9 protein-coding genes are annotated in these 15486 nt (G+C 47.2%); 8 read left to right on the top strand and 1 reads right to left on the bottom strand.

Annotated features, from left to right (window positions below):
- The first annotated feature begins 12 nt into the window (after window positions 1-12).
- From I2F54_RS03955 to I2F54_RS03940, 4 genes are all read left to right on the top strand, one after another.
- Window positions 13-1425: an MFS transporter gene (locus I2F54_RS03955; protein WP_087412821.1), complete on the top strand. Its 1413-nt coding sequence runs from the start codon at window positions 13-15 to the stop codon at window positions 1423-1425.
- Window positions 1426-1446: 21 nt separating this feature from the next.
- A complete protein-coding gene (locus tag I2F54_RS03950) occupies window positions 1447-4209 on the top strand; it encodes an endo-1,4-beta-xylanase (protein ID WP_195500564.1) in 2763 nt (920 codons plus the stop codon).
- Window positions 4210-4265: 56 nt separating this feature from the next.
- Window positions 4266-5237: a glycoside hydrolase family 43 protein gene (locus tag I2F54_RS03945; RefSeq protein ID WP_195500563.1), complete on the top strand. Its 972-nt coding sequence runs from the start codon at window positions 4266-4268 to the stop codon at window positions 5235-5237.
- Between the two features lie 67 nt (window positions 5238-5304).
- Entirely contained in the window at window positions 5305-7284 is a 1980-nt protein-coding gene (locus I2F54_RS03940) for an alpha-glucuronidase (protein ID WP_229097131.1), read from the top strand.
- Window positions 7285-7487: 203 nt separating this feature from the next.
- Here the strand turns inward: I2F54_RS03940 and I2F54_RS03935 are convergent, their stop codons facing one another.
- Window positions 7488-9347: an SLC13 family permease gene (locus I2F54_RS03935; protein ID WP_009122525.1), complete on the bottom strand. Its 1860-nt coding sequence runs from the start codon at window positions 9345-9347 to the stop codon at window positions 7488-7490.
- Between the two features lie 407 nt (window positions 9348-9754).
- Between I2F54_RS03935 and miaA the strand changes: the two genes are divergently transcribed.
- The 4 genes from miaA (at window position 9755) to I2F54_RS03915 (ending at window position 15419) form a co-directional block, all read left to right on the top strand.
- Window positions 9755-10675 (top strand): tRNA (adenosine(37)-N6)-dimethylallyltransferase MiaA, encoded by a 921-nt coding sequence (miaA, locus tag I2F54_RS03930; RefSeq protein ID WP_195500561.1) that lies wholly within the window; start codon window positions 9755-9757, stop codon window positions 10673-10675.
- A gap of 69 nt (window positions 10676-10744) precedes the next feature.
- A complete protein-coding gene (locus tag I2F54_RS03925; RefSeq protein ID WP_009122527.1) occupies window positions 10745-11671 on the top strand; it encodes a diacylglycerol/lipid kinase family protein in 927 nt (308 codons plus the stop codon).
- Between the two features lie 52 nt (window positions 11672-11723).
- Window positions 11724-12524: a 3-deoxy-8-phosphooctulonate synthase gene (kdsA, locus tag I2F54_RS03920; RefSeq protein WP_009122528.1), complete on the top strand. Its 801-nt coding sequence runs from the start codon at window positions 11724-11726 to the stop codon at window positions 12522-12524.
- Window positions 12525-12599: 75 nt separating this feature from the next.
- Window positions 12600-15419, top strand: coding sequence for a M16 family metallopeptidase (locus I2F54_RS03915; RefSeq protein ID WP_181986659.1), 2820 nt, complete (start codon window positions 12600-12602; stop codon window positions 15417-15419).
- The last annotated feature ends 67 nt before the right edge of the window (window positions 15420-15486 follow it).

Raw genomic sequence — 15486 nt, 5'->3', positions numbered from 1 at the left:
TAATCTGATATTATGGAAACGTCAATAAAAACGAATGAACAGTCTAAAGGTTTTTACAAACTGTCATGGCTTCAACGAATCGGGTTTGGTTCGGGCGATCTGGCACAAAACCTTATCTACCAGACAGTATGTATGTACCTGCTGATATTCTATACGAATGTATATGGGTTGGAACCGTCGGCAGCCGCATTCATGTTCCTCATAGTCCGGGTAGTAGACGTGCTGTGGGACCCCTTGGTAGGCGCATTCGTAGACAAACACAACCCCAAACTCGGTAAATACCGCTCTTATCTGATATTGGCGGGAATTCCTCTCACCGGCTTCGCCATACTTTGCTTTTGGAACGGATTCTCCGGTTCGCTGGTCTATGCATACTTTACCTATGTAGGTTTGTCTATGCTTTACACGCTGATTAACGTTCCCTATGGCGCACTGAACGCATCGCTCACACGTGACACGGACGAAATAACCACACTGACCAGCGTACGTATGTTTCTTGCCAATACAGGCGGGCTGGCGGTAGCCTATGGTATTCCTAAGCTGGTGGCAAGTCTGTCGCCCGACGGAATGACTAATACGGCAGAAAGCGCCGATGCCTGGTTTTATACCATGGCGATTTATGCGATTGCCGGACTGCTTTTACTGGTGTTCTGTTTTACACAATGCAAAGAACGCGTCGTTATGGATGCCAAAGAAACTGAAAAAGTACAGGTGTCAGACCTCTGGGTGGAGTTCAAGCGCAACAGACCCTTGCGTATTCTTGCGTTCTTCTTCATTACAGCATTTGCCATGATGGCTGTGGGTAATTCGGCAGGGTCTTATTATATGTTGTACAATGTACATGGCACCAGCGACCAAATGGCGAACTTTATGGCGCTCGGCTCAATCCCGGCATTTATCTTCATGCCATTAGTCCCGTGGATTAAGAGGAAGATAGGCAAACGTGCCATGTTCAATGTATTTCTGTCCATAGCAATCGTAGGCATGGCTCTACTCTATATCATATCGATGATACCGTCATTAAAGAGCCAGATATGGCTTGTTTATGTGGCGCAATTTATAAAATCCACCGGAGTTATCGTCGCTACAGGCTATATGTGGGCCTTAGTTCCGGAAGTTATCTCCTATGGCGAATACACCACCGGAAAACGTATTTCAGGTATTGTAAATGCTCTTACCGGTATATTCTATAAAGCAGGAATGGCATTGGGCGGTGTAGTGCCGGGACTGGTGCTTGCCTATGTGGGATTCGATAAGAACAACGCCGTCAGCCAATCTTCATTTGCCGAACAAGGCATTCTCTGGTTAGTAGCCATCATCCCTGCCATATTATTGATAGTTGCCATGCTTATCATCTCAAAATATGAGTTGGACGACGAACGGATTGACGAAATCAACAAGGAGATAGAAAACAGAAACAGATAATCATTCATTAAACAAGATACCATGAGAATAAAAAAAACTTTATTGTCCGCGCTTGCCGTTACTCTGTTATTGGCAGGTTGCGGTACCAAGCAAACGACACCTCAAAGCCTATCCCTGAAAGAGGCGTTCGGTGACAAGTTCCTTGTTGGCGTAGCATTGAACACCCGGCAGGTAGCCGGTAAAGACAGTGCGGCAACAAGGCTCATCAAACAACACTTCAACTCTATCGTTGCAGAAAACTGCATGAAAAGCGTAAATATTCACCCAGAAGAAGGCAGATATAATTTCGGTGCTGCCGATTCCATAGTAGAATATGGTGAAAAGAACGGCATGGCCGTTATCGGTCATTGCCTCATCTGGCACTCGCAATGCGCTCCCTGGTTCTGTGTAGACAAAGAGGGTAAGAACGTTTCGCCGGACATCATGAAGCAACGGATGAAAGAACATATCACGACGCTTGTAAGCCGCTATAAAGGACGCATCAAAGGTTGGGACGTGGTGAACGAAGCGGTAGCAGACGACGGCTCGTACCGTAACAGCCTGTTCTACCAAATTTTAGGTGAGGAATACATACCGCTCGCCTTCCAATATGCATATGAAGCCGATCCGGAAGCAGAACTCTACCTCAATGATTACGGCATGAGCAATCCCGCTAAAAGAAACACTTACGTGAAAATCATCGACGACCTGAAGAAACGGGGCTTGCGTATCGATGCCATAGGTATGCAAGGACATATGGGTATGGACTATCCCAACATAGAAGAGTTCGAGAAGAGCATGCTTGCTTTCGCCTCTACCGGTGTGAAACTGATGATTACCGAATGGGAAATGAGCGCACTGCCTACCGTACACGAAGGCGCCAATATCAGTGACACCGTTGCCTTTAAGGCAGCCATGAACCCCTATCCTGATGCACTGCCCGATTCAGTGTCCAAAATCTGGAACGCACGTATGAAAGCGTTCTTCGACCTGTTCGTGAAGCATGCCGACGTTATGGACCGCGTAACCGTATGGGGCGTGAGCGACGGTGATTCGTGGAAGAACGATTTCCCCGTAAAAGGCCGTAAGGAGTATCCCCTTCTCTTCGACCGCAATCATCAGCCCAAACCGTTCTTGCGCGAGCTGTTGTCGCCCAAAACCGCCACCTTTGACACCTTTACTTATTCCGTTGAAAACGGTACCGAAAGCGATGTACGGAATGACAGTACTTCCGGTTCCCGGTCGGTCAATCCCCTGCTTCCCGGTTGTTATCCCGATCCCAGCATCTGCCGTGCAGGAAATGACTACTATCTGGTGAACTCATCATTTGCATTCTATCCCGGAATTCCCATCTGGCACAGCACCAATCTTAAAGACTGGACACAACTGGGCTATGTATTGAACCGTCCCTCGCAATTACCACTGAAAGACGGTTTGCGCATCAGCGGAGGCATTTATGCTCCGGATATCAAATACAATCCGCACAACAAGCTCTTCTACGTGATTACTACCGCAGTAGACGGTGGCGGTAACTTCTTCGTAACAACCGATGATCCTAAAAAAGGAGAATGGAGCGATCCGGTCTTTCTACCCGAAGTAGGCGGTATAGACCCCGGATTCTTGTTTGATGAAGATGGTAAAGCCTATATTGTAAACAACGACGCCCCGGCCGGGAAACCGGAATACAGCGGGCACCGCGCTATCTGGATACGCGAATTCGACTGGAAAAATAACCGTACCGCAGGAGAACAAAAAGTGATTATAGACGGCGGTGTAGACAAATCGCAACATCCCAGTTGGATAGAAGGCCCGCACCTTTACCATATCAACGGTACTTACTACCTGATGGCAGCCGAAGGCGGTACAGGTCCCAATCATTGCGAGGTCATCTTCTCGGCTTCCTCTCCTTTCGGGCCTTTCAAGCCGTGCGGTACCAACCCGATATTGACACAACGTGACCTGCCCCAAGACCGTCCTAATCCTGTCACTTGTACCGGCCATGCCGATTTGGTGCAAACTCCTGCAGGTGATTGGTATGCCGTATTCCTTGCTGTACGCCCCTATCGCGACGGACACGATGTAATGGGGCGCGAAACATACCTCCTCCCTGTCGATTGGAAAGACGGACAACCTATTATTCTTCCTGCGGGTGAAACCCTCCATTACACCAATCGTTCCCTAGCTCCCACTCCGCTTTGGACAAGTAACGGGCTGGCTGATGAAGCATTCTTCATCCGTACCCCACAGAGTTCTTATTATGAGATAGGTAAAGACGGAAAACTGACCTTGACAGCCCGCAGTATAGGAATCAACGACCGTAGACAGCCGTCGGTCATCGGCCGCTGGATTACCAATAACGAGTTCGATGCGCAAACAGCCGTCAACTTCTTACCCACGGCTCCGGAAGACTTTGCGGGCATCATCCTGTTCCATAATGATGAATGTAATATCCGTTTCGGCAAGGCGCTGGACGAACAAGGCAAGCCTTGCTTGAAGCTGATTGCTTACAGTATGGACAAGCTCAATACGGAAACTGAAATTCCTTTGCGAGAATCGGATGCCGATAAAAAGATTTACCTGAAAGTAACCGGTAATGAACCGCAAACGGCAGGCCAAAGCGTTTATTATACTTTCTCCTACTCCTTCAGCCCCAAAACAGATTGGGTACAGGCAGGCGAACCCGTTTCCGCCGATTTACTCAGCACTCAAACTGCCGGTGGCTTTACAGGCACTATGGTCGGTATATATGCCACAGGGGATTACAATGAACAGGGAGATTACAGCAATATGAAAAAAGGAAAATAATGATTCAAATCCTATAAACGAATAATTCAATAACTTATCACTAATTTTGCTTCACCATGAAAAAAGAAATGAGATACCTGGTTCCGGGAGATTATATGGCAGACCCTGCCGTACATGTTTTCAACGATAGAGTTTACATCTACCCCAGCCACGATTGGGAGAGCGGCATCGGAGAAAACGATAATGGCGATCACTTCAACATGAAAGACTATCATGTTTTTTCCACCGACGACATTATGAACGGTGAAATCAAAGACCACGGAGTAGTTCTTCAGGTAGAGGACATTCCCTGGGCCGGCCGCCAACTATGGGATTGCGACGTAGTTCTGAAAGATGGAAGATACTATATGTATTTCCCCCTAAAAGACCAAAATGATATTTTCCGCATCGGTGTGGCTATCAGCGACAAACCCGAAGGGCCGTTCATTCCGCAAGCCAATCCGATGAAAGGCAGTTATAGTATCGACCCTGCTGTTTTTGATAACGGAGACGGCGATTTCTACATCTATTTCGGTGGCCTATGGGGCGGACAATTACAACGCTATCGCGACAACAAGGCATTGGAATGCGCAGTCTTGCCCGAAGGCGATGAACAAGCTTTGCCCGCTCGTGTAGCCAAGCTCAGCAAAGACATGCTGGAATTCGCAGAAGAGCCGAAAGCCCTAATCATTCTGGATGAAAACGATAAACCGCTGACCGCGGGCGATAACGGGCGCCGTTTCTTCGAAGCCAGCTGGATGCATAAGTATAACGGTAAATATTATTTTTCCTACTCCACCGGTGATACGCATCGTCTGTGCTACGCCATTGGCGATAATCCTTACGGACCTTTCACTTATCAAGGCGTTATCCTTACTCCGGTTGTGGGCTGGACTACACACCATGCCATCGTAGAATATAAAGGAAAGTGGTATCTGTTCCACCACGACTGTGTACCTTCCAACGGAAAGACCTGGCTCCGCAGTCTGAAAGCTTGCGAACTGGAATACGATACCGATGGAAAGATAATCACTATTGACGGACAATAAACCCGGATATAACATGAAATACAGAATATTTTCGCTTTTCTATATCGCAATAGTATTCGTTACCCAAATGGCTGCCGAAGACGGTAGCCATTTGTGGCTTCGACTGCCGGCCGATGCCCGTGCGCAAGTTTCGGCTCCCTACCAATCGCCTACATTAAACATCGCCGTCGAAGAACTGCAGGAAGCATGGCAAGGAGCTCCCGTCCGGCTTGTCATACAAAAGGACAAGCAGTTGCAACCCGAAGGTTTCCGCATCCGCTGCAAAGACAATACAGTCATTCTCTCCGCCCCCACCGAGAGAGGATTGCTCTATGCCGCCTATCACCTGCTCAGATTGCAGCAAACCGCCAATTTTCCACTCTCGGATTCCAACACTCAATTAACGGAGAACCCGGCCTACAATCTCCGTATCCTCAACCATTGGGATAATATGGATCGTACCATAGAGCGCGGTTATGCAGGACAGTCACTTTGGAATTGGGAAGAACTGCCGAACACCCTTTCCGACAGATACAAAGCATACGCCCGGGCCAATGCTTCCATCGGCATCAACGGTACGGTACTGAACAATGTAAACGCTTCTCCCAAAATTCTTTCCGCCGAATATCTGCAAAAGGTAAAAGCGTTGGCAGACGTTTTCCGTCCATACGGACTGCGTGTTTATCTTTCCGTCAATTTCGCATCTCCTATGGCGCTCGACAGTTTAAGCACCGCCGACCCTCTCAACAAAGAAGTCATCCGCTGGTGGAAAAACAAAGCCAAAGAAATCTACCGTATCATTCCCGACTTCGGGGGTTTTCTGGTAAAGGCCAATTCCGAAGGGCAGCCCGGTCCTTGTGACTTCGGACGCACTCATGCCGAAGGCGCCAACATGCTGGCAGATGCACTGAAGCCTTACAAAGGTATCGTCATGTGGCGCGCTTTCGTGTATAGTCCTTCCGATGCCGACCGCGCCAAACAGGCATATCTGGAGTTCAAGCCTTTAGACGGACAGTTTCGGGACAATGTCATTGTTCAGGTAAAGAACGGGCCGATAGATTTCCAGCCCCGCGAACCGTACAGCCCGCTGTTCGGCGCTATGCGGCACACCCCCTTGATGGCAGAGTTTCAAGTGACACAAGAATATCTGGGACATTCCAATCATCTTGCTTATCTGGCTCCGATGTGGAAAGAATTCTTCGGTTTTGTCGCCCCCGCTTCCCTGAAAGCGATAGCCGGTGTCGCCAATATAGGTACGGACGCGAACTGGTGCGGACATACTTTCGCACAAGCCAACTGGTATGCTTTCGGGCGACTGGCATGGCAACCGGCCTTATCGGCTGAAGAAATTGCTGATGAGTGGCTAAAACAAACTTTTGATTCGATACTTCCCGGCTCTCAACCTTCAACGCCCGACTTTCAACTCAAAAAGATGATGCTCGACAGTCATGAAGCGGTTGTAAATTACATGATGCCGCTCGGTTTGCATCATATTTTTGCATGGGGACATCATTATGGCCCCGAACCGTGGTGCAGTATTCCCGGCGCCCGTCCCGACTGGCTTCCGTCCTACTATCACAAAGCCGATAAACGAGGAATAGGCTTCGACCGCAGCAGTAAAGGCAGTAATGCCGTTGCACAGTATCCCGAAGCTTTGGCCCGACAATATGACAATATTGAAACCTGTCCCGAAAAATATCTCCTGTGGTTTCACCATGTTCCCTGGACACATCGCATGAAAAGCGGCCGCAACCTATGGGATGAGCTCTGTTATCGTTATGACCAAGGTGTCCGGCAAGTCAGAGACTTCCAAAAGACATGGGATGCAGCGGAGAAATATATCGACGCGGAGCGTTTTCACGAAGTACAGTCTCACTTAAAGTTACAAGTCCGCGATGCTGTTTGGTGGAAAGACGCCTGCCTGCTTTACTTCCAGAAATTCTCCGGCATGCCCATTCCTTTCGATATTGAGCGACCCGTACACGAATTAAAGGATTTGCAGAAAGTACATCTTCCCATCAGTAACTTTGAATGTCCTACGAAAGAACTGCTGAATAAAAACAGATAATAAATTAAAGCTCACTTATACCCACAACGCTTTTAGCTTTACCGGCAGCTCTAAAAAGTTTCACACCGAGGAACAAAGTGTTTTGCATCAGGAAACAGTTTGTTTCCCGGTGTGGAACAAACTGTTTCAACAGGGGAAACTAAAAGTTTCAACGGGGTAAACTTCCGGTACCAACCGTTGAAACTTTTTTCTATCCCGCTTCTTCAGAAAGGAAACAGCAAGGGGAGTACAAATACCATTACTACTCCCATAATAATCTGCAAAGGAAGTCCCACCTTTATGTAATCCATAAAAGTATATTGTCCTGCCGGCATCACCAGCGCATTGGGCGGTGTAGAGAAGGGAGAAGCGAAACACATGCTTGCCGCTACCGTTACCGCAAATAAGAAAGGTACAGGACTGACGCCGATTTGTATCGCACTCTGAAGCGCAATAGGAGCCATAAGAACGGCTGTCACCGTATTGCTGATAAACATCGTCATTAATGAAGTGGTAAAATAAATGCCTGCCATCAACACAATCGGTCCGTAACTTCCCAGTCCGCTTACCAGACTATTGGATATATATTCCGAAGCGCCGGTCTTCTCCAACGCCAACGACATCGGCAACATACCTGCAAAAAGTACGATAGTTTCCCAATTGATGGTTTTATATGCAGCTTCCACATTACGGAAACATCCGGTCAATACCATCAGCAATCCCGCTATCATCACAGCCGTAACAGGAGCTACGGGAATAAAATCGAATACCATCATCACCACCATCAACACCATGATAGCTGCGGCTACGGGAGCTTTGTAATCCAGCGTTACTTTGGCAGCCTCATCCAAAGGTTGTCCCAGCACCACCCATTCCGTATCCTCCTTGCTTAAACGCGCGATGTCCTGCCATGCCCCCTGCACCAGCAATACGTCGCCGCTATGCATATGCTCGCGTCCCAAATCCTGCAAGATATACTCTTTCTTACGGCGGATGCCTAATACGTTGACATTGAACTTATCACGAAATCCGGCTTCCTTTACCGTCTGGTTGATAATATTAGAGGAAGGCATCAATACTATCTCCGCTATCCCGATGTCATAGAAGTCAAGTTTGTTATCTGCCTTGACCGCTTCTTCGGTGGTATGACCGTCAATCATTTCCAACAAATAATCTCCGGCAAAGCGATTTACATCTGCGACGTCTCCTGTAATGTAAAGCACATCCCCTACCCATATCGTGGTATCGGGCGATGCGAGTTTCTGGGTAATCGTTTTCAAGAATTTGTGCTGTGAAGCCTCGCTACGGCGTACTTCCAGGATATTCAGCCCATATTTACGACGAATATCCAACTCGATAACCGTTTTCCCTATCAAACGTGAATCATTAATGGCGCGCAAACGAAACAGATTATTCGACAATCCGTATTCTTTCACCAGTTGGTTCAGGGATTTGCCGGATAAGGATGCGCTCTCACCTTTTCCCTTTTTAGAAAGAAACCACTTGGTCAGGGGTAGCAGCACCAATGTACCTACGATCACGCAAACGATACCGACGGGCAAGAATGAAAAGAAAGACAAAGGTTCGAACCCCGCACCCGTCAGCGTATTCTGAATAACAAGGTTCGGTGGCGTACCGATAAGCGTCATCATACCACCCATACTGCTGGCAAAAGCCAAAGGCATCAACAATCGTCCCGGATTCATACCGGCGCTCACCGCCAGGCTCACAACAATAGGGAGCATCAAGGCCACCGTTCCCGTATTACTGACAAAAGCGCCTATGGCTGATGTTACCAGCATCACCAGCAGAAAAAGTCTTAACTCGCTTTTACCCGCCAGCTTCAATATACGGGAACTTATCATCTTTGCCAAGCCCGTCTGAAAGATGGCGCCGCCTACCACGAACAGTCCCACCATCATTATCACAACCGAATTGGAAAATCCGGACAGGGCTTCTTCCGGAGTCAGAATTTGAAAAACAAGCAAACCAATCAATGCACAAAGTGCAACAATATCCGAACGGACTTTACCGGCTACAAAGAAAGCGGCGGAAAGAACAAGAATTATAAGGGTTATCAGCATAAATAAAGGTTTAAAAACTCTACAAATATACACATTTACGACGCATTCCGCAATGTTTGATTGTTGAAGACGCCTTTTCCGAAGCAGTATAAGACAAAAAAGGAAAGTTTAGAGCAAAAAAAAGGAGTACCGCTGTACTCCAACCTTTGTTAACCTTAAATCTAATACTATGAAAAACACACTGCAAAGGTACGGACTTTTGGCATTTCTGCAAATTATTCAAGGGGAAAAGATATGTTTTATAACACCTTTTAAGAAGCTGCATTCCTTTTTTTACTTCCTTTTTCAGATGTAAGCCGTAAATGTAAAAATAAGTTGTGCCTTCACGGAATAAAATGAACCGGTTCTTTTTATTCTGCCCGCAAATTACATTATCTTTGTATTCAAATTAATAAATACTTATTTATATGCCTGACTATGATTTAATCGCCATATTAGGCCCTACAGCATCCGGCAAAACTCCATTTGCCGCCGCATTGGCAGCAGAACTCAATACAGAAATCATCAGCGCCGACTCCCGGCAAATATACCGAAGTATGGATATCGGTACCGGTAAAGACCTGGCCGATTACATTGTGAACGGAAAGCAAGTACCTTACCACCTTATCGATATAGCCGACCCGGGATATAAATACAATGTATTTGAATACCAGCGCGATTTCCTGAATGCCTACGAAAGCATTAAACAAAAAGGCTGTCTGCCCGTTGTATGCGGCGGAACGGGAATGTATCTGGAATCCGTACTCAAAGGATACAAGCTACTGCCTGTACCCGAGAATCCGGAATTACGCAACCGTCTGGCGAATAAATCATTGGATGAGCTGACAGAGGTATTGGCAACCTATAAAAGCCTGCACAATACAACGGATGTAGATACGGTGAAACGCGCCATCCGCGCTATTGAAATCGAAGAATATTATGCTCATACTCCGGTAGACGAGCGTTCGTTTCCACAACTGAACAGCCTCATCATCGGTGTAGACATAGACCGGGAGCTTCGGCGTGAGAAAATCACCCATCGCCTGCACCAACGATTGGACGAAGGGATGGTAGACGAAGTACGTCGGCTGATAGCCCAAGGCATTCATCCGGACGACCTTATCTACTATGGATTGGAATACAAATACCTGACACTTTACGTCATCGGCCAACTGACCTACGACGAAATGTTCAGCCAATTGGAAATAGCCATCCATCAGTTTGCCAAACGCCAGATGACCTGGTTCCGGGGAATGGAGAGACGAGGCTTTACCATTCATTGGATGGATGCCCGGTGGCCTATGGAAGAAAAGATAGCTTTTGTAAAGTCAAAACTCAAAGAGATTTAGTATCTTTGACGGCGCCGCCGATTAACGGCGGATTATGAAAATATTGGACTGATTGAAAGGAACGGATATATGAGTGTAGAACCCGATAAATGGGGCGTAATCTATAACCCCAAAGCCGGAACGCGCAAAGTGCAGAAACGGTGGAAAGAGATTAAGGCGTATATGGATAGCAAAGGCGTGTCTTATGACTACGTACAGTCCGAAGGGTTCGGTTCGGTAGAGCGCCTGGCGGGTATACTTGCCAACAACGGTTACCGCACCATTGTCGTGGTAGGCGGTGACGGCGCACTGAACGACGCGATCAACGGCATTATGCTTTCCAATGCGGAAGATAAAGAGAATATCGCCATCGGCATTATCCCCAACGGCATCGGAAATGACTTTGCCAAATATTGGGAGATGAGCTCGGAATACAAGGAAGCCGTAGATTGTATCATAAATAATCGCCGCCGCAAAATAGACGTAGGCACCTGCTACTACTATGACGGTGAAAAACATATGACCCGCTATTTCCTGAATGCCATCAACATCGGTCTCGGCGCCAGCATTGTAAAAATCACCGACCAATGCAAACGTTTCTGGGGCGTAAAGTTCCTCTCCTATTTTATGGCATTCATCTCCTTAATCTTTGAACGGAAATTATATCGTATGCACCTTAAAATCAACGGTGAGCATATACGCGGACGCATTATGACGGTGTGTATAGGCAGTGCATGGGGATACGGACAAGCCCCCAGCGCAGTACCCTACAATGGCTGGCTGGACGTATCGGTTATCTATCGTCCCGAATTATTGCAACTCTTTTCGGGAATATGGATGCTGATGGAAGGACGGATTCTAAACCATAAAGTAGTAAAGCCCTACCGCACTCAAAAGATAAAAGTACTACGTGCACAAAATGCTTCCGTCGATTTGGACGGACGCATCCTCGACCGCCATTTTCCATTGGACATCGGCGTGTTGCACGAAGCGATAACATTGATTATACCAAACTGAGATATGACCTTTTCATAGCTCGCAATCCATAACCCATAATTCATAAAAACGTATGATTGAACTGAAAAATAATCCTGCCGGCAACTTCTTTCTGTTAGCAGGTCCTTGTGTTATCGAAGGAGAAGATATGGCAATGCGTATCGCCGAACGCGTGGCAGCCATTACCGAAAAATTACAGATTCCTTACGCATTCAAAGGCTCGTACCGTAAAGCCAACCGTTCGCGTCTGGACTCATTCATGGGAATAGGCGATGAAAAAGCATTGAAAGTCCTAAAGAAAGTGCACGATACATTCGGAGTACCCACCGTGACGGACATCCATGCCGCCGAAGAAGCCGCCATGGCCGCCGAATATGTAGACATCCTGCAAATTCCCGCTTTCCTTTGCAGGCAGACCGACCTGCTGGTAGCCGCAGCCAAAACCGGCAAAGTCATCAATATAAAGAAAGGACAGTTCCTCTCTCCGCTTGCCATGCGTTTTGCGGCAGACAAGGTGGTAGAGGCCGGAAATAAGAACGTTATGATTACAGAACGCGGAACAACGTTCGGCTATCAAGACCTCGTAGTAGACTATCGCGGAATACCGGAAATGCAAACGTTCGGTTTCCCCGTTATCCTGGATGTTACCCACTCCCTGCAACAGCCCAACCAGACCAGCGGCGTCACAGGCGGCATGCCGCAACTGATTGAAACCATAGCGAAAGCCGGTATCGCCGTGGGTGCGGACGGCCTGTTTATCGAGACACACGAGAATCCCGCCGTAGCCAAAAGCGATGGCGCCAATATGTTGAAGTTGGATTTACTGGAAGGACTTTTAACCAAATTGGTACGCATACGGGAAGCTATTAAATAAAAAAACAAGACGCTTTTGTGATTTATTATTTATCACTCCGACAGATAAGGCAAAACATTTTAAAATCAAATAATGATGAAACATTTATTACGTAACTTATGGATTGTTGCACTCATCGCATGCTGTAACTTCCAACAGGTATTTGCGCAACAATTACCGCCCATTCCCATCGACCAAGATGTCCGTATCGGCAAGCTGGATAACGGATTGACTTATTACATCCGTAAAAACAGTCTTCCCGCCAACCGGGCAGACTTTTATATCGCCCAAAAAGTAGGTTCCATACAAGAAGAGGACAACCAGCGCGGTCTTGCCCACTTCCTCGAGCACATGTGTTTCAACGGAACAACCCATTTTCCCGGAGATGCCTTGAAACAGTACCTGGAACGTATCGGCGTAAAATTCGGTGAAAACCTGAACGCATATACTTCCGTAGACGAAACGGTTTATAATATCTCCAACGTACCGGTCAACACTCCGGGGGCTATCGACTCCTGCCTGCTGATTCTGCATGACTGGAGCAACGACCTGACTCTGGACCCGAAAGAAATCGACAAAGAACGCGGTGTTATCAACGAAGAATGGCGTACCCGTATGAGCGCCATGCAGCGTTTTCAGGAAAAAATGCTTCCGGTTATGTTTGCCGGAACCAAATACGCCAACTGCTTCCCTATCGGAACAATGGACGTCGTAATGAACTTCAAACCTCAAACATTAAGGGATTATTATGAGAAATGGTATCGTCCCGACCTGCAAGGCGTAATAGTGGTAGGTGACATCGATGTAGATGCCGTCGAAGCTCAAATCAAACAGATGTTCGCCGATATTCCGGCACAGCCTAACGGCGCCAAACGCGAATACTATCCTGTAAACGACAACAAGGAACCTATCGTGCTGGTTGCCCGCGATAAGGAACAGCCATACGTGCAGACCTTTATCTTCAACAAGCACGAAGCCACTCCCAGAGAAGAAAAGAATAATGTAGGCTACCTGATGCAGGACTACGCGGTTACCTTGATTACCAATATGCTGAACGCACGTTTGAACGAATTGCTCCAGGCCGCCAATCCACCTTACATCTATGCCGCGACTTATGATGACGATTTCTTCGTAGCCAAGACAAAGGACGCCTTCACCGGCATTGTAGTCTGCAAAGAAGATGCGATTGAGAACGGTATCTCAACCATCCTCCGTGAAATAGAGCGTGCCCGCCAATTCGGATTCACCGAAACAGAATACAGTCGCGCCCGCGCAGAATATCTGCGCCAGTTGGAATCGGCTTTCCAGGAACGCGACAAACGCAAAAATGAGAATTACGTAAAAGAATACGTCCGCCATTTCCTCGATAACGAGCCTATTCCGGGAATCGCCAACGAATATACTATCATCAACCAGATAGCGCCGGCCATTCCGGTAACCGCCCTGAACCAGATGATGCAGCAAATGGTGACGGACAGTAACCAGGTAGTAGCTTTGTTCGGTCCTGAGAAAGAGGGTTTGAAACTCCCGACAGAGGAAGATATCAAGAATCTCCTGAAAGAAGTGAAATCAGAGAAGCTTACTCCGTATGTAGACAAAGTATCTAACGAGCCTTTGATGAAAGAAGCCCCGAAAGGCGGTAAAATCGTTTCTGAAAAGAAAGACGATATCTTCGGAACCACCATGCTGACACTGTCCAACGGAGTTAAGGTTATCATCAAAAAGACAGATTTCAAAGCCGACGAAATCCGTATGAAAGGTGTAAGTATGGGTGGCAGTTCACTCTTCCCCGACTCGGAAATCATCAATATCAACGGACTGGACGCGGTAGCATTAGGCGGTCTTGGCAATTTCAGCGCTATTGAACTGGAAAAAGTTCTGGCCGGCAAAAAGGCTTCCGTAAACTATGGCATCGGCGACAAGACCGAAGCCGTAACCGGCAGTTGCTCTCCCAAGGACTTTGAAACAATGATGCAACTCACCTATCTGACTTTCACAGCTCCGAGACGCGACAACGACGCCTTTGCGTCTTACAAAAACCGCAGCAAGGCCGAACTGCAGAATATGGACCTGAATCCAAGTTCCTCTTTCAGCGACTCCATCACGTCCACTCTCTACATGAAGCATCCCAGAACGTTAAGGATGAAAGCCGATATGGTAGACAAGATGGATTATGACAAGATTCTGTCTATGTACCAAGACCGTTTCAAAGATGCCAGCGACTTTACCTTTATTTTAGTTGGTAATGTCGATGTAGAAGCTGTGAAACCTCTGATTGAGTCTTACCTGGGTTCATTACCCTCCATCAACCGTAAAGAGACATTCAAGGACAACCATATCGCCATGCGTAAGGGTATCTACAAAAACGAGTTTATCCGCCAACAGGAAACTCCGAAAGTAAACAACTTCATCTGTTATAGCGGCACCTGCCAATATAATCTCCGCAACGACATCCTTATGAGCATGACCGACCAGCTTCTCAACTTAATCTATACGGAGAAAGTACGTGAAGACGAAGGCGGTACTTACGGTGTATATCCTATGGGGCAACTCGTTAAATACCCTGTCGAAAGAGCCGTTCTGCAAATCTTCTTCAACACAGCCCCCGCGAAGCAGGAAAAACTGATGAAGATTATCTATGCCGAAGCGGACGCTTTCGCCAAGAACGGTCCTGATGAAGCCAGCTTGAACAAAGTGAAAGAATATATGCTGAAGAAACATAACGAGGATTTGAAAGAAAACGGCTACTGGCTGAACAGCATAGACGAATATCTGTATACAGGCATCGACCCGGTGAAGGACTACGAGCAAATCGTCAACAGCATCACAGCAAAAGATGTCCGTCAATTTGCCAATGAGCTCCTGAAGCAGCAGAATCAAATCACTGTTTCAATGATCAGTCCCGAAAAGAAATAAAAAATAGAGCTTACCCAAAGGCTGCGTTGTTCGTGAAGCAGCGCAGCCTTTTTCATATACATTAACC

The organism is Bacteroides clarus (genome assembly GCF_015555825.1).
GTDB lineage: Bacteria > Bacteroidota > Bacteroidia > Bacteroidales > Bacteroidaceae > Bacteroides > Bacteroides clarus.
The sequence above is the reverse complement of the archived record's forward strand: the minus strand, read 5'-3'. Positions and strand labels throughout refer to the sequence as shown.

What these genes read in the sequence shown, in the direction of transcription:
- I2F54_RS03950 (WP_195500564.1), top strand. Translation starts at nt 1,447, where the DNA reads ATGAGAATAAAAAAAACTTTATTGTCCGCGCTTGCCGTTACTCTGTTA.
- I2F54_RS03940 (WP_229097131.1), top strand. Translation starts at nt 5,305, where the DNA reads ATGGCTGCCGAAGACGGTAGCCATTTGTGGCTTCGACTGCCGGCCGAT.
- miaA (WP_195500561.1), top strand. Translation starts at nt 9,755, where the DNA reads ATGCCTGACTATGATTTAATCGCCATATTAGGCCCTACAGCATCCGGC.
- I2F54_RS03915 (WP_181986659.1), top strand. Translation starts at nt 12,600, where the DNA reads ATGAAACATTTATTACGTAACTTATGGATTGTTGCACTCATCGCATGC.
- kdsA (WP_009122528.1), top strand. Translation starts at nt 11,724, where the DNA reads ATGATTGAACTGAAAAATAATCCTGCCGGCAACTTCTTTCTGTTAGCA.
- I2F54_RS03945 (WP_195500563.1), top strand. Translation starts at nt 4,266, where the DNA reads ATGAAAAAAGAAATGAGATACCTGGTTCCGGGAGATTATATGGCAGAC.
- I2F54_RS03925 (WP_009122527.1), top strand. Translation starts at nt 10,745, where the DNA reads ATGAGTGTAGAACCCGATAAATGGGGCGTAATCTATAACCCCAAAGCC.
- I2F54_RS03935 (WP_009122525.1), bottom strand. Translation starts at nt 9,347, where the DNA reads ATGCTGATAACCCTTATAATTCTTGTTCTTTCCGCCGCTTTCTTTGTA.
- I2F54_RS03955 (WP_087412821.1), top strand. Translation starts at nt 13, where the DNA reads ATGGAAACGTCAATAAAAACGAATGAACAGTCTAAAGGTTTTTACAAA.